Genomic DNA, 15,061 nt, shown 5'->3' with positions numbered 1-15,061 from the left:
TTATTAGACGGAAATATCCGTATTTAAACACGGACTTTTCCGCCTTTGTAAATTTATTGTCTTGAACATTACGTAATAATTTACGAATTTACAATAGATTAAATGCTTAGAATAACTTTTGTTTGGTGTGAAATACGGAAATTTCCATCTAACAAGGCACAAGTAACAGTTTCAGCTATACTGTTTATTTAAACAGCATACCTTAGGAGGTAAGTTATGCCCGCCTCGTCACCATTCTTACAGTATATTACTGAAGAAATGCATATTCGTCGTTATGCTAAACGCACTATAGAAACTTACTTGTATTGGATTAAGTTTTTTATTTTATTCCATAAAAAGCAGCACCCCAAAGATCTGTCGAATGAGCATGTAGAGCAATTTTTAACTTATTTGACCGTAACGCGACACGTTGCAGTGCAAACGCAAGCTTTGGCGCTTAATGCGTTAAGCTTTCTTTATAAAGAGATATTAAAGCGGCCGCTGGCGTTGAACCTTAATTTTAATCAGTCTACCAAAGCCCGAAAATTACCCGTGGTGTTAACCCAAACCGAAGTTAAGCGGCTATTGGCTACTATTGATCCGCAGTATTTGCTATTAACGCAGCTACTATACGGCAGTGGCTTGCGGTTAATGGAAGCTATTAGATTGCGAGTAAATGCCATTGATTTTGACTATTTATCGCTAATGGTATGGCATGGTAAAGGCGGTAAACACCGTAGGGTTACGCTAGCGCCAGAATTAATAGAACCGCTACGCCGGCAAATTAGTCTGGTCGACGCTTTTTATCAACAGGATATGCAAACGGATAGCTTTGCAGGGGTATGGTTACCTTTTTCGTTGGCGCGTAAGTACCCCGCCGCACCAAAAGAATTAGGCTGGCAATACTTGTTTCCGTCAGCGCGTTTAAGCATTGAGCCGCGAACCACTTTTATGCGACGGCATCATATTGATGAGTCAGGTTTACAAAAGGCCGTACGCACTGCTGCGAAAAAAGCTGCCATAGCCAAAAACGTAACCTGCCATACTTTGCGCCATAGCTTTGCCACGCATCTTTTAGAAGCAGGTATGGATATTCGCACCGTGCAAGAGCAACTTGGCCATTCTGATGTAAAAACCACCCAGATTTATACCCATGTATTGAAACAAGGCGGCAATGCAGTAAAAAGCCCGTTGTCGCAATTAGGGCTTTAATATACCGACAAAACAAACTAACCGCGACCTGTCTACTGCTAACCTAATAAGTTTGCAGCAACTAATTTAGCTAATTATAAAATTATTTATCAGATATTAAGCTTAAAATCAGTTAAATCTATCAAAAAATAGGCAGTTGATAGCAACAAGGCTATTTTATGCAGAAAACTGCTTGCATCTTTAATCAAGGTTAAATACTATGTGCGGCGTCTGACCAAGCGTATATCTACGCAGCGACTCTGCCCGGGTGGTGAAATCGGTAGACACAAGGGATTTAAAATCCCTCGCTCGAAAGGGCGTGCCGGTTCAAGTCCGGCCCCGGGCACCATACTACGTAATAACCGTCGTCCAACGTATTTTAAGCCACCACAACATTTCTACGCTTTTTCGCTGTTGGACTGATTTTTACCCATTTGAATAAAAACATAATAATGACTTTAGTAATACCGCTGGTAATCGCCAACACTAGCAACGGCCATCCTATGTTTAGCCCCATACTTAAAGCAAAAACTATAGTCGAAATATCCATCATAAAGATGAATTGACTCATCTTTAAATCGACAGCTCCTGTACTACCTGAATTTATAATTAGCTTAATTTGGTGGTAATAACCTTGAGCTATCAAGATAGTTACTAAAACAATTATCGTTGTCGAAATATCTTTTCCTTGATCGATTATTGTTTCATTCATAAATAATCCTGCGATAGCAATTAGCAAAGTTGCACTGGCTATGCTAAAGCAGTACCTAGCGTGTTTAGATTTTCGGTCTTGCCAAATTTCAAACAGAATAAACGCTACTAATACAGAAGCAAGTAATCTAGGCCAGACTATATAGTGATTAAACGGTTCTATTGAATACCCATATATAAAGAACGACAAATATGCCAAGTAGCTAACTGTAAATTGGTTTAATGATAAAAGTGCAGTTGGCCTTTCGCTTTCAATACCAGACTCTTTTCTCTTCCATATCGTTCTTAATTGAGAAAACACGCCATACAAACTAACAATAATAAAAACCGTATTGATCGTTCCGAAAATATTATATGAATCCAAATTACTATTCCCCCTACTTTGTCGCCCATCAGATTGTCGACAAAATTAGGATAAAAAAGACTAAATGTCAACTTGTAGCGCCATTTTTTTAAAAAATGTCGACAATACGCTCATTTTAGCAGGTGTTAGTGTGACTCCGTTTTGCAATGATTGGCAGGTGCCATCAGGTGTGGATTATGCAGATTGTTGTCTGTTTGTAGTGGCGCAAAGATTTTGCGCCACCTGACTAGATTGTCTGACGAATCCCCACGAATGGCGTAGATAAAACAAATAGTTAAAGGCGAAGGGAACATTCATGGCAGTTCCCGATCTGATCTTTCGCCAAAAACACCTAACCATGAATGCTGCCATGAATGTAAAAACAATGCTCGCCGATTTTCTCTCATTTGTCACCCCTAAAAGTATGCATAAAGCCAGACTTTCTGCGCTAAGTGCTGCTGCACAAAGCCTTATGAAAAAAGGCTGCTGCACGGTTACCGCTATTGGCCGTGAATATGAGAACCAAAATAATGAGAAGCACGGCATTAAACGTGCTGATCGCCTGCTTAGCAATACGGCACTCCAGGCTGAAACACCGCTAATTTACGGTGCAATGACCCGTTTGCTGCGCCAGGGTAAACAGCCCCTCATTCTGGTGGATTGGAGCAATGCTGATAAAGCCAAACGCCATCATATCCTGCGCGCCAGTCTGGCATTAGAAGGCCGGCCACCCTTCTTACGACCTGCTGCAACAAGCGCCGGAAAAGCATAGCGCGCTGCAAACCTTCGAGCATACCGAAGAGATTTATGACGGCTTTCTGCAACAACAGCAAAATGCTGACATGGCACAATCTGCAGCGGAATTTCTAAAAAACTATAACATTGCTCTGGTGCCAACGCTGGCAGTAAACCGCGAATTGACCCGCCTGAGCACAGAAAAACTGCAGTATTTGCAGCAGACTGATCAGGCTGCCATCAACCCCTTTGTTCGTACCATCTATGAAAATACGTCTTATAAAAGATGGCTAAACGCCAGCGCCGGACTGGGAGAATATAACCTTGCAACAGACCAATACTTTCATCAGCTCACTAAGCTTATGGCTACGCAGGGTGTAAAAATCGCTGTCGGCTCAGATGCCGGCGCATTAACCGGCTTACCCGGGCCGGCTACGCTGGACGAAATACAGTTGCTGGCCGAAGCCGGGCTGGATAACTACAGCGTGTTACGTACTGCCACCGTCACAGCAGGCGAATTGTTGGGCCCAACCCTGAAAATAGGCAAACTTGCTACAGGTTATCAGGCTGATTTTATACTGCTGGCAGACAACCCGTTAACGACACTGACAACACTTAATACACCAAAGGCCGTGGTACAAAACGGCTATTACTTTAATCGTGCTGATCTGAACACATTACAGCAGGAGGCTTATCAGCATTCCAGCTGGTTACTCAGCATTCCAGCTGGTTACTCAGCATTAGCCGTCATCTGAGCTATCTGTTGTTTGGCTAGTCAACGGCCATAGCATAATAATTGTTAACACTTAACCTAAAGCAATATCAGGCTGGTTTCTGTAGCATAGTAAGACGGTGCACCACCTTGCCTTGGTCTAAGATTTTGATTAACCGGCCTGGCCAGACGACAAGTTGAAGAAGGAGACAGTTTGACAATGCCATACGTTAATTTCGATGCGGGCACAGGAGACGTCAGTATCGGCGGGATTAGCCAGACTTTACGGCCAAAAACGTTTTTACTGGCGCAATTTTTAGCTGAGCGTTGTGGTCAGGTTGTCAGTAAAGACGACATTATGGCTGCCGTCTGGGCCGACAGCATCGTTGAAGATCAGGCGATATTTCAGTCGGTAAACGAAATCAGAAAAGCCTTTACCGGTTATGAAGTAATAAAAACCCACCCCCGCCGGGGCTACACCTGGCTGATACCCTCCACACCACAGCCACAATCTGCTCAGCTGCCGTTGAGCAAAAGCACCGAGACCGCCCCCACAGACATCGCCTCCGGCAACAACCGGCAGAACGTCATGTTATCGCTGTTATTGTGCGCGGTGTTAAGCATCGCCGGCTTAGGCTACTGGCTGTCGGGACATTCGCCGGAGGGCAACACCCAGCCAATATCACCGCCTGAGTCGCAACATGCGTTGCTTGTGTTGCCGTTTGATACGTCACAGCTGGATAACAACATGCATTGGCTCAGATTCGCTGCTATGGATGCGGTAATAACTGAGTTTAACGGCCAGCATAATATAACGGTGTTTCAACCGGATGACGTGCTGGATATCGTAAACCGCTCGTCAGCAGGGCAAAATGCGCCAACAAGTTTATTCGCGGTATCGGCAGCAACGTTAATTGTCGACGGTCAGCTTAGTGGTGTCCCCGGCGACTACCACCTCAGCTATACGTTATACAGCCGCCAGTCACAGCAACATAATGTAATACATGCCACATCGCTTGAGTCACTGTTTAGCCAGGTGGCACAAACGCTTAACGCAAGATTATCGCTTAGCAATGCTGAGCACGAACTGACGTTTGAGCAACAGTTCAACAACACCCTGCTGTTTAATGCCATGCAATTACTGAATGCTGGCGATGCAAAATCTGCAGTGTCTTTTTTACAGTCTGCAATAGTCGCGATGCCTGAACAAGCCGATGCTTACTTTTGGCTGGCAAAAGCCTTGATGGCATTGGATGACTGGCAACAAGCACTAACGGTATTAGAACACCTGACGTCACGGCCGTTCATAGAAAAACACCGCCTGCTATACTCTCGCACGCTCTATCTTAAGGGCAGCACCCTGCTGATGCTGCAATCAGAAACAGCCCATGCAACGCTCAATCAAGCATTGTTAGCCGCAGAAAAAAATCAGGACTGGTTGTATGTGGCGTATGCCAAATCGATGCTGGCACAGTATTTTATCCGGCAACAATCCCCGGCCGCGGCCTTGCCTTTACTTGAGCAGGCGTTGTTATATCAGCAAATGCTGCAATGCCCGATGGGCATTGTTCAGGGCCATTTAGATTTTGTTGATTATTATCTGGCAACCAAGCAGCACGCTGCAGCAAAGGCGAGCTTTCAACAAGCGAAGCGGTTGGTAGAAGATAAACAACTGGTTAAAGTTAACCCCCTTATTGCCGTTTACACCAAAAAATTAGCATCAATTTAGTTGATATAATTCAATAACTAAACAGCTTATAGCGACATTATAGCCAGCTTATAAGATGTTTAGCACAGCATGTTGCACACTGATATTCGTTTAGTTTGCAACATCTGCGGAGTATCAACAACATGAGAAAAGTAACACCCATTGGCCTGATTTCACTGGCGCTACTGAACGTCGATGCAATTGCGGCACAAACACTAAATCCAATTACCTATGCCAGCGGGCAGATAGCGTATACCAACAGCAACATCGTTGTTGACGCTATTAAAGCGCCTGCCGTCAAAGGTTCATTGCTGGTCGAAAATGGCAAAATCACGCAAATTTTACCGCCGGATGCGCAAATACCTGCAGGCTATCAACAGGTGGATCTGAACAATAGTTATGTTATGCCAGGTTTTATCGATGCTCATATTCATCTGGCGCAATCAGCATCGGCCTTTACCCGGCCGGATATGATTGGCGCAACCAAGATACAGCCGTATCAGTCAGATCAGGCGTGGCTAAACCAACACAGGCAGGATTTACTGTCTGACTACCTTAAGGTTGGCATTACCGCAGTAGTCGATCTGGGCGGCCCGTCAGGCAAGCTACAACACTATGCAGATGCTGCAACATTACAGCCATCACCTGACATTTATGCTGCGGCAGAGCTTATCTCAACCGCAGCCGTGCCTGAGCTTGAACACGAAGACCATACCTTTTTAGCGGTAAGCTCGGCAAAGGAGGCATTAGCCGCCGTTAAAATGCAACTGGGATTACCAATACAGGTGGTTAAATTTGTCTGGACGGATGAAGCCGGCCACAGCCCTGAGCAACTGTTTACTATCTATGCTGATGCCATGCAGCATGCCCGCAAGGCAGGCAAAATAGTCGCCGTGCATGTTGAAGATCTCGCTTATGCCAAAATGGCGATAAAAGCCCACGCCAATATTCTGGTGCATGGTGTCATGACCGCGCCCGTTGATGACGAGTTTATTGCTTTGGCGAAACAGCATCAGGTGGTGTACTTACCCACGCTAACCGCTTACAACCATTACCGGGATATCTTTAAGCAGCAACTTAGCTTTAGCGTTCTGGAACTCGCGCTGACCGACCACGCTATTATCGAGTCTTTTCAACAGCTAAAGCTGCGGCACGCTGACACTGCGCCAATGTTTCAGATGCTAACAAAGTATCTGCCTTATGTTGATGATACAGAAGCTAAAGCTACACTGAAGCCGCAAGAGCAGGCGATTGTCGCTCAGCTAAGCCAGCTGTTCTCCGATCAGATTGCGCTGTACCAGCAGCAAAATTTACGACACGTTTTAGAGGCCGGCGTTGCTGTCGCTATTGGTACGGATGCCGGAAACCCGGGCACAGTGCATGGCAGCGCCATGTTAGGCGAAGCACAAGCCTGGTTAGAGGCGGGTATTTCTATTCAACAGGTAATACACGCCATGACGCTAGGCAACGCCAGGGCCTATCATATAGACCAATCTCTGGGCTCGTTGACCAGCGGTAAAGATGCCACCTTTAGTGTTTATGATACCAACCCCGTTAGCGATAGTTTTGCCACTATGACACCTAAGTTGGTGGTAATTCGTGGCAACATTGCACTGACTAACGAGGAGTAAACCATGCATTTTAACGCTGGTATCACGCTGCTGTTGGCAGGCATTACATTACAAGCTCAGGCTATTGTTATCCGCCACGATGTCGACGACACACTGTATCATGCAACGCAGGCGGATTTTCCACCTTTGGTGACCTTATATAAAGTGGGTGCACATGGCACTTTGATCGACCCGCAGTGGGTTCTCACGGCTGCGCATACGGTATTCTGTCTGGAGCCCGGCGACACCGTAAAAGTAGGTGATAGCTACGCACAGATAGCCGCGCGTTACGCGCACAGAAACTACAGCTTAGGCAGTGACAACGACATCGCCTTATTAAAACTCAGTACGCCGGTAACATCAGTAGCTCCGGCACGGCTGTATCGTAATACTGATGAAAAGGGCAAGCAGATTTGGTTTATCGGTGCCGGTGGTACCGGCAACGGCAAGCAAGGTCAGGTTGTCTCCTACAAAGCCAACAAAGGCCAGCTACGTAAAGCACAAAATACCGTCAAGTCTGTCTCAGACAATGAAATTCATTTTGTGTTTAATCAGGGCGACAATGCCCTGCCATTAGAGGGGGTATCGGGCAATGGTGACAGCGGTGGGCCTGCCTTTGTAAAAACCGCTGAAGGCTATAGTCTGCTGGGTATCAGTTCAAGGGCAGACTCCTGGTTTAAGCAATTAGGCGAGTATGGCGTAAAAGAAGTGTACTCCAGAGTGTCATTTCATGCGCCCTGGATAGAGTCTGTTATGGCGGGAAATAGCGACTTTATTGCAAACTACACTACGCAAAATCGTTTTGCGCAGCCCAATATTGCAGAGCGTTTAGACGAGGTGTGTAGCATGATCGGCTTTGATGAAACCTCAAAAGGAGAACAATAGTGGCACTTAAACCCAGTGTTAACATGCTAAGGCTACTGGCGGTGCTGGTTGTAGTAGGTTCTATCAGCGCTTTTGCCCCGGTAAAATTAGTTTTTGCCTGGCTAAAACCATTGCCTGAGGATATTCCCGGTCAGTTAACACAAACACTTGAGTATGGCTTTGATGGCATCATTGCGTATGTCGACATCAAAAACCACGCTGCTATTACCTACACGGCAGGTTGGCACAACAGAGATTTGCGTCAACCCGCCAGACCGGATGCGCTGTTTAAAATTGCCAGTATTGGTAAGCTGTACGATGCGGTGGCAATCACTAAATTGATTAGCGCAAACACGCTGTCAGCTGATAGCCGCTTGAGTGAGCTACTGCCGCAACTGGCCGACACCTTACCAAACGCTGACATCATTACGCTTAGAATGTTGGTGCAACATCGCAGCGGCCTGGCAAACTTTACCGACACTGCGGAATATTGGCAGAAAGGGTATCTGCTTACCGACCAACAGCGGCTAGCACTGATATATGGTTTACCAGCCAACTTTGCACCGGATAGCCAATATCAGTACTCCAACACTAACTACCTGCTACTGCAGCGTATTATCGAACAAGCATGCCAGTGTGATCAGTTCGATTTTATAAATAACACGATACTTCAGCCACTTGGTCTTGATGCAACTTTCCGCTCAATTAAGGATATTGATACAGCACGCCTGATGAGTGGTTACTACGTAGGCATTAAAGAGGATATCAAGCATGCTGACTATGGCGCTATGGTGGCGACGGCAGCAGATGTCGGCGTATTTTTACGCGCATTAAACGATGGCTCGCTGCTAAGTGAAGATGAAAAGCAGATCTACAGCTCGCTTTATCAATACCAACATTCTGGGCTTATTCCTGGTTACCAAAGTTTGGCACATTACGACCGCGACAGCGATACAGTAATAGTACTATTTGCTAATACCACCGATTTTTCTGACGACAGCCATTGGGCAATATTTGAATTGATGCTAGGCAGAATTAAGAAAATTGCTCATAGCGGCTAGCTATAACGATAAGCCACGTTATCGTATCTAAAGCAACTGGCTAAAGGGCACACACGAAAACATCTCTACCCACAAAACAACATCTTAACTGCCTTGCAGCAACAAATCGTCTTCAGTGTGTAAATCATGTGCAGTAGTTCGCATTTAAACAGTCGATTTTGACTGAAATGTAGAACGAAACTTGGGAAGAAAAATCCTTACACAAGGCATTTCGTATGATGTTTGTAAGCGTTTTAAAATCCCTCGCTCGAAAGGGCGTGCCGGTTCAAGTCCGGCCCCGGGCACCATTTATCTTCCTGCTTTATCTCCTTATTAAATAATAAAACTCTTTATCTTATCAACTACTTAAAGCATGGCTTTCTTTGCGCTATGCAATTAAACCTACCCTACTAGTGCTATTTATTGACTAAAACTACTGTAATTAAGCATGTTGCGATAAACTTATCTTACCTGTTTATTGTCTTGAGGCTTTTATGTCGCGCTATTCAGCTGAATTTATTAAAGAAATGCCCAAATCTGACTTACATCTGCATTTAGATGGTAGTTTACGTTTAACCAGTTTAATTGACATGGCAAAGCGTACTCAAACTCAGCTGCCGTCCAATACGGTTGAGGGTATGAAGCAGTTGGTATTTAAAGAGAAATACGCCAATTTAGCTGAGTACCTACATTGTTTTCAATATACCTGTGCCGTGTTGCGCAACATGGAGAACCTTGAACAAGCCGCTTATGAACTTGCCATTGATAACCAAAATGAGGGCGTGAACTATATTGAAGTGCGTTTTGCACCTCAGCTGCTAATTGATGTAGCCAGCGGTATTGATTTTGACCGCGTGATGCATGCCGTGAATAACGGCCTAAACCAAGCAAAGCAAGAATACAATTGCAGCGAAGCAGTATTAAGCAGCCAGAAGCCGCCTTTTGCCTACGGCATTATTAACTGTGCTATGCGCATGTTTGGCGATAAAGGCTTTTCGCCTTATTACACTAACTTGTTTCAATTAATGCGCGACTTTGCCCCAATAGATGTCATTAAACTTGCCGCTATGGAGCTAGTTCGCGCTAGCGTGCGGTTACGTGATCAGGCGGGCATTCCTATTGTTGGCTTAGACTTGGCTGGCCAAGAGTCAGGTTATCCTGCCAGTAAATTTAAAGAGGTTTATGAATATGCTCATCAGCATTTTTTATTAAAAACCTTACATGCCGGTGAAGCCTATGGTGCTGAAAGCGTGTTTGAAGCCATTACTGAATGCTATGCCGACCGAATTGGTCATGGTTATTCAATGTTTATCCCCGATATGATTTCAGATCCAGCCATTACCGATAAAGCCGCTTATATACGCAACTTAGCCTCTTATATTGCCGATAAACGCATTGCCGTTGAAGTATGCCTAACCAGCAACTTGCAAACTAACCCGCTAATCACCGACATTAAGCAGCATAAATTTAAAGATATGCTAGAAAACAGAATAGCAACCGTAATTTGTACTGATAACCGCTTAGTCTCGAACACGACTGTAAGCAATGAGTACCAACTCGCTTTAGATAACTTTGATGTGCCTATTAAGCGGCTAAAAGACATTGTTGCTTACGGCTTTAAGAAAAGCTTTTTTCCCGGTAGCTATGTAGAAAAACGCCAATATGCTAAGCAAAGCTTAGAGTATTTTGATCGCGTCGCCAGCCGTTATGGTTTTATATAAATAAAACAATAACTTAATCCAACTGTCGCCATTTAGATACACGCTAACTAATTGAAATAAAAAGATATTTAAAAAGCACCTAGTTTACTGTCTCCTTTTGGAGACAGTAAAGCTAAGGCTTAGGTTCAGTTTCGCTTTAACTCCTCACAATACAAAGCTAACTCACTGTTTTAAAACAAAAATATAACAGAAACAAAAGTTGGCACAAGCATTGCTATTACTCTAGTAGTATCAAAAGTAACGACAGCCTAGCAGCAAGTTGTAAGTCTAAAGTTTAAGGTTATCAACCTTGTTTCACCCCTTTAGCCAAAGCTGCTTTCATCAATAAGGCAAGCGTCGTTTTGGAGGAAAGCATGGATTTATTTTTATTAGGTACAGTTTTATTTCTATTAGCCAATGTAGCGGTAGTAATAAATATGCTGGGTCGGGTAAATTTACATAATGAAAGTGTTATCGCTTGGGAACAAAGCCAAGTTACTCCAGTTGCCGCTCCGGTACTGCAATACCCTGTGGCATTAGTACCCGTTCAACATTCAGCTGTGTATTTACCTGAAGCAGCTTAAGCTGTAACAACTCCCATATTTCAACCTTTGGGTTGGATTTTTTTGGCCAGTTCCCCGCTGGCCTTTTTTTTGCCCATTTGTTCCATAGCAAAAAAGCGCTATGCTACACACAACAATCATAATGAACTTTTTTTATGCGCTTTTCTTTGCAAACCGCCTCGCTTAGGCAATTAGTAATATTAAGTTTTTTTATGGCGTTAATTCCGGTCGCAGTATTGTTATGGCAAAGCTATACCGCCCTTAATGGCGTTAGTCGCCATGCTGTTGCTGAAGCAGAGTCGGCCGTTTCAAGTGTGCTCCGAGTAGAAAACATGCAAAATACAGTGGTCGATATTGAACGTGCTGTGCGTCAGTTTGCCATTGTGAAAACCCCAGCGTTAGCACAAGTAGCCGCTAATCATTTAGATAATTATCAGCAAATATTAATGCCTATTTGTCAAAGCTTAGAACAAGCTACATTGTGCCAGCTGCAATACGCGTCGTTACAACAACTGCAAGCCGATTTTCAAACCTTAAATAGTAAACAGCTTGAGCCGATAATTTTGCAGTTTAAGCAACAGCAACAACTCCTCACCCAGTCTGTCTGGTCTATGCTCGAGCAAAATTTACAAGCTCAACAAAACTTTGTTGTACAAAGCCAACAACAACTTGCTTGGCAAACAGTTGTGTTAGTCATTATTACTTTATTACTCGTGTTATGGGCCTCTGGGCGCATTACTGCTCCGGTTAAAAAGCTTGATACTATGATCCGTGCCATTGGCCAGCAGCATCAATTTCCGGATGAAAAACTGGTTGGCCCCCGTGAGCTTACCGAACTAGGAGAGCAACTGCGCTGGTTAAGCTCTCGCTTACAACAACTAGAAGCCTTACGCTTGATTTTATTGCGCCACGCTTCGCATGAGCTAAAAACTCCCTTATCGAGTATTCGCGAAGGTTGCGCTTTATTAACAGAGCAGCTCGTTGGTCCCTTAAATACTCAGCAACTAGAAGTCGTCGGCTTATTAAATGGCAGTGCAGAGCGGCTTAGCTTACTAACCGAACAACTATTAGATTACAACCGATTATTACAACAAGCCAAACCAGAGCCAGACTGGCTTAATGCCCAGCAGTTGTTTACTGAATGTTTTGCTGATCACGCTCTTTCATTACAGCAGCGCGAGCAAAAAGTTGAATTAGACTGCCAACTTAATACAATTTTTACCGACAAAACCCTATTTAGACGTATACTAGATAACTTAATTAATAATGCTCAAGCTTACGGCAGTCAAGGTAGCCCAGTTTGGGTGAAGTTATACCAACAAGAGCATCAGTTAGTATTGGATGTATCTAATAACGGTACGCCGATACCTACAGCATTAAAGCGCACTTTATTTGAACCCTTTCAGCGAGGAACTACACCAAGATATGATGCCGTGCAAGGATCTGGCTTAGGTTTATCTATTGTTGCTGACTGCGCCAGATTATTAGGTGGCCATGCCGATATCGTGGATGTTATTTATGCTGATGTCTGTATTCGCGTGCGCTTGCCACTTTTAGAGGAAAAAACCGGATGAAATTTTTATTACCGCTGCTAACGGTATTTATGCTGATGGGCTGCCAAATCACTCAGCCAGAGCCAACAAATTCAACGCCTGAGATTGCCAGTAATCTGCCTGATTTAACAGCCACTACTGAACCTGAAATTGAACAAATCAGCTCATTAACTATTTCTGACAGTCCAGAATCCTTATTAGCTTGGGTTGAGTTTCGCGCTCAACTACTAAACCAAGCAGCTAACGAGCGGGAGCAATTAAACCAGTTAGACACTACTGACGATGTGACTGAGCTAAAACGCATTATTTTACAGCTACACCCAGATACGCCTTACTTAACTCGGCTTAGGCTGCAAATGCAACTAAGCGAAAAGCTAGCATTATTACCTAGTCCTTTGGCCAATTTATTAAGCTGGGATTTCGCTTTTAACCAAAAATTATTAGAAACTGAGTCTGCAGTGAGCGCCTTAACTCGGCTTAATGCCCAACAGCAAAACAATATTGATAAGTTACGTAAAACCAATAAAGAATTACAAAAGAAAATTGACGCCCTTACTCAAATAGAAGCTCAACTTAACCAACCGACCATTGAGGTTAATAATGGCCAACCCTAAGCCCCGCATTCTGCTGGTTGATGATGACCCAAGCCTCTTACGCTTATTAACCCTCCGCTTAGAAGGAGAAGGCTATCAAGTTTTTTGTGCTGATAGTGCTGAAACCGCGTTGCAGTTATTACCGAAGCAGACACCTGATGTTGTATTAAGTGATTTACGCATGCCAGGGTTAGATGGCATGAGCTTATTTGATGAAATTGCCAAGCGTTACGCCAGCTTACCCGTTGTATTAATGACAGCCCATGGTTCTATTCCTGAGGCTGTTGCCGCTACCCAGCGTGGTGTTTTTGGTTTTTTAACTAAACCCTTAAACCATACTGAGCTGCGAGACATTCTGCAAAGAGCAATACGCCAATCGGTTCCTGAACAAGCCGAGTGGCGCGCTGAAATAGTTACTCGTGCCAAGCTAATGGAAGATGTGTTAGAGCAAGCTTATCGTGTGGCACAGCGTGATGTTAGCGTACTTATTACCGGCGCAAGCGGTACCGGTAAAGAATTGCTGGCCAAAGCCATACATAAAGCCAGCCCTCGGGCTAAACAAGCTTTTGTGGCAATTAACTGCGGCGCTTTACCCGAGCATTTATTAGAGTCCGAGCTATTTGGCCATACTAAAGGTGCCTTTACTGGCGCGGTAACCGAGCATGGCGGTTTATTTCGTGAGGCCGATGGTGGCACGCTATTTTTAGACGAAATTGGCGATATGCCAACACCATTACAAGTAAAGCTATTACGCGCCTTGCAAGAGCGACAAATTCGACCTGTGGGTAGCAGCAAAACCATTGCCATTAATGTGCGGGTAATTTCTGCCACTCATCGCGACTTACAGCACGCCATGACAGACGGTAGCTTTCGTGAAGACTTATATTACCGCTTAAATGTTGTTAACCTACAATTACCTAGCTTACAGCAGCGGCCTGAAGATATTCCTTTACTGGCCCGACATGTGTTGCAACAAAGCGTGGCAAGGCATAAAGTCGATGTAAATCGGTTCTCTGATGATGCCCTACAGCTACTGGCTACCGCTAAATGGCCAGGCAATGTGCGCCAGCTAGTTAACGTAGTAGAACAATGTGTCGCACTGACTAACAGCCCCGTTATTGGCGCGGCTCAGGTTGAGCAAGCCTTGTCGCAAAACAGCCAATATTGGCCTTCATTAACCGAGGCTAGAGATCAGTTTGAGCGCCAGTATTTAATTAGAGTGCTAAAAATGACCGAAGGCAATGTTACTCGGGCTGCAGAATTAGCTGGGCGTAATAGAACAGATTTGTATAAACTACTTAAAAAACACGATTTAAGTGCCGCACAAGTTACCGAGCAAGATGCAAGCACTGATTTAGATTAACTATAAAAAGAGAGCCAGATGAGTATTACACCACCTGACGCCCACTTAGCCGAAGACGCAGAAGATCCGGCATTAATAAGAGCGAAAATAGTTAGCGAAACAGCCAAGATAAGCTGGCTAGAATTACAAAAGTTTTATGCTGCGGGCTCTGTTATTACCGTGCAACCAGCATTAGACTTAATTGATGTCGCCTTTGCCTTTAACCAAGATGATAAAGCCCAAGTTGCCAGCTGGTTAGCTAGCGGCAGCATTAATCGCACCAGTAAAGAGCAAGCACAGCAATGGTTTGATCAAGAATCCCAGCTATGGGCGGTGGTTATTTCACCGTGGATTTTAGTCCAAGACAAACCAGACGCAACAGCATTAAACTAATAGCCAACTCGGCTTTTATTAAGA

Annotated in this window: 13 protein-coding genes, 1 tRNA gene and 1 pseudogene; 14 read left to right on the top strand and 1 reads right to left on the bottom strand. The window is 44.4% G+C overall.

The genetic code is table 11. The annotated features are described in order from the left end of the window. Positions 1-216 precede the first annotated feature (216 nt). Both ACRCA4_RS13535 and ACRCA4_RS13530 read left to right on the top strand, forming a co-directional pair. Positions 217-1,191 carry an integron integrase gene (locus tag ACRCA4_RS13535; protein WP_433189636.1) on the top strand — a complete coding sequence of 325 codons (975 nt, stop codon included), beginning with the start codon at positions 217-219 and terminating at the stop codon, positions 1,189-1,191. Positions 1,192-1,432: 241 nt separating this feature from the next. After that, positions 1,433-1,519 (top strand) — tRNA-Leu (locus ACRCA4_RS13530). 30 nt (positions 1,520-1,549) lie between these two features. Here ACRCA4_RS13530 and ACRCA4_RS13525 read toward each other — a convergent pair. Further along, positions 1,550-2,245: a hypothetical protein gene (locus ACRCA4_RS13525; RefSeq protein ID WP_433189633.1), complete on the bottom strand. Its 696-nt coding sequence runs from the start codon at positions 2,243-2,245 to the stop codon at positions 1,550-1,552. Positions 2,246-2,594: 349 nt separating this feature from the next. Between ACRCA4_RS13525 and ACRCA4_RS13520 the strand changes: the two are divergent. From ACRCA4_RS13520 to ACRCA4_RS13465, 12 genes and pseudogenes are all read left to right on the top strand, one after another. Then, positions 2,595-2,951, top strand: a pseudogene (locus tag ACRCA4_RS13520) (IS4 family transposase); the annotation flags it as partial. A gap of 115 nt (positions 2,952-3,066) precedes the next feature. Further along, positions 3,067-3,714 carry an amidohydrolase family protein gene (locus tag ACRCA4_RS13515; protein ID WP_433189630.1) on the top strand — a complete coding sequence of 216 codons (648 nt, stop codon included), beginning with the start codon at positions 3,067-3,069 and terminating at the stop codon, positions 3,712-3,714. Between the two features lie 177 nt (positions 3,715-3,891). Further along, on the top strand, positions 3,892-5,400 hold the full coding sequence (locus ACRCA4_RS13510; protein WP_433189642.1) for a winged helix-turn-helix domain-containing protein: 1,509 nt from the start codon (positions 3,892-3,894) through the stop codon (positions 5,398-5,400). Between the two features lie 122 nt (positions 5,401-5,522). Then, entirely contained in the window at positions 5,523-7,010 is a 1,488-nt protein-coding gene (locus ACRCA4_RS13505) for an amidohydrolase family protein (protein WP_433189627.1), read from the top strand. A 3-nt stretch (positions 7,011-7,013) separates the two neighbouring features. Continuing rightward, complete coding sequence (locus tag ACRCA4_RS13500; protein WP_433189624.1) at positions 7,014-7,874, top strand: S1 family peptidase; 861 nt, start codon at positions 7,014-7,016, stop codon at positions 7,872-7,874. Then, entirely contained in the window at positions 7,874-8,914 is a 1,041-nt protein-coding gene (locus tag ACRCA4_RS13495; protein WP_433189621.1) for a serine hydrolase domain-containing protein, read from the top strand. The genes ACRCA4_RS13500 and ACRCA4_RS13495 overlap by 1 nt, the downstream gene beginning before the upstream one ends. 473 nt (positions 8,915-9,387) lie before the next feature. After that, positions 9,388-10,614, top strand: a complete 1,227-nt coding sequence (locus ACRCA4_RS13490; protein ID WP_433189618.1) for an adenosine deaminase family protein — start codon at positions 9,388-9,390, stop codon at positions 10,612-10,614. Between the two features lie 353 nt (positions 10,615-10,967). Continuing rightward, complete coding sequence (locus ACRCA4_RS13485) at positions 10,968-11,177, top strand: hypothetical protein (protein WP_433189615.1); 210 nt, start codon at positions 10,968-10,970, stop codon at positions 11,175-11,177. Between the two features lie 191 nt (positions 11,178-11,368). Then, positions 11,369-12,730: a sensor histidine kinase gene (locus tag ACRCA4_RS13480; RefSeq protein WP_433189612.1), complete on the top strand. Its 1,362-nt coding sequence runs from the start codon at positions 11,369-11,371 to the stop codon at positions 12,728-12,730. After that, on the top strand, positions 12,727-13,323 hold the full coding sequence (locus ACRCA4_RS13475; protein ID WP_433189609.1) for a hypothetical protein: 597 nt from the start codon (positions 12,727-12,729) through the stop codon (positions 13,321-13,323). Before ACRCA4_RS13480 ends, ACRCA4_RS13475 begins: the two co-directional genes overlap by 4 nt. After that, positions 13,310-14,665: a sigma 54-interacting transcriptional regulator gene (locus ACRCA4_RS13470; protein WP_433189606.1), complete on the top strand. Its 1,356-nt coding sequence runs from the start codon at positions 13,310-13,312 to the stop codon at positions 14,663-14,665. The genes ACRCA4_RS13475 and ACRCA4_RS13470 overlap by 14 nt, the downstream gene beginning before the upstream one ends. 18 nt (positions 14,666-14,683) lie before the next feature. Further along, positions 14,684-15,037 (top strand): DUF2288 domain-containing protein, encoded by a 354-nt coding sequence (locus ACRCA4_RS13465; RefSeq protein WP_433189603.1) that lies wholly within the window; start codon positions 14,684-14,686, stop codon positions 15,035-15,037. Positions 15,038-15,061 lie beyond the last annotated feature (24 nt).

Origin of the sequence: Rheinheimera sp. WS51, assembly GCF_050936095.1 — a bacterium.
Lineage (GTDB): Bacteria > Pseudomonadota > Gammaproteobacteria > Enterobacterales > Alteromonadaceae > Alishewanella.
Note: the sequence above shows the minus strand (reverse complement) of the source record. Positions and strands in the feature narration are given on the sequence as shown.

Coding starts and splice junctions, on each gene's coding strand:
- ACRCA4_RS13535 (WP_433189636.1), top strand. CDS start 217: ATGCCCGCCTCGTCACCATTCTTACAGTATATTACTGAAGAAATGCAT.
- ACRCA4_RS13515 (WP_433189630.1), top strand. CDS start 3,067: ATGGCACAATCTGCAGCGGAATTTCTAAAAAACTATAACATTGCTCTG.
- ACRCA4_RS13510 (WP_433189642.1), top strand. CDS start 3,892: ATGCCATACGTTAATTTCGATGCGGGCACAGGAGACGTCAGTATCGGC.
- ACRCA4_RS13505 (WP_433189627.1), top strand. CDS start 5,523: ATGAGAAAAGTAACACCCATTGGCCTGATTTCACTGGCGCTACTGAAC.
- ACRCA4_RS13500 (WP_433189624.1), top strand. CDS start 7,014: ATGCATTTTAACGCTGGTATCACGCTGCTGTTGGCAGGCATTACATTA.
- ACRCA4_RS13490 (WP_433189618.1), top strand. CDS start 9,388: ATGTCGCGCTATTCAGCTGAATTTATTAAAGAAATGCCCAAATCTGAC.
- ACRCA4_RS13485 (WP_433189615.1), top strand. CDS start 10,968: ATGGATTTATTTTTATTAGGTACAGTTTTATTTCTATTAGCCAATGTA.
- ACRCA4_RS13480 (WP_433189612.1), top strand. CDS start 11,369: ATGGCGTTAATTCCGGTCGCAGTATTGTTATGGCAAAGCTATACCGCC.
- ACRCA4_RS13475 (WP_433189609.1), top strand. CDS start 12,727: ATGAAATTTTTATTACCGCTGCTAACGGTATTTATGCTGATGGGCTGC.
- ACRCA4_RS13470 (WP_433189606.1), top strand. CDS start 13,310: ATGGCCAACCCTAAGCCCCGCATTCTGCTGGTTGATGATGACCCAAGC.
- ACRCA4_RS13465 (WP_433189603.1), top strand. CDS start 14,684: ATGAGTATTACACCACCTGACGCCCACTTAGCCGAAGACGCAGAAGAT.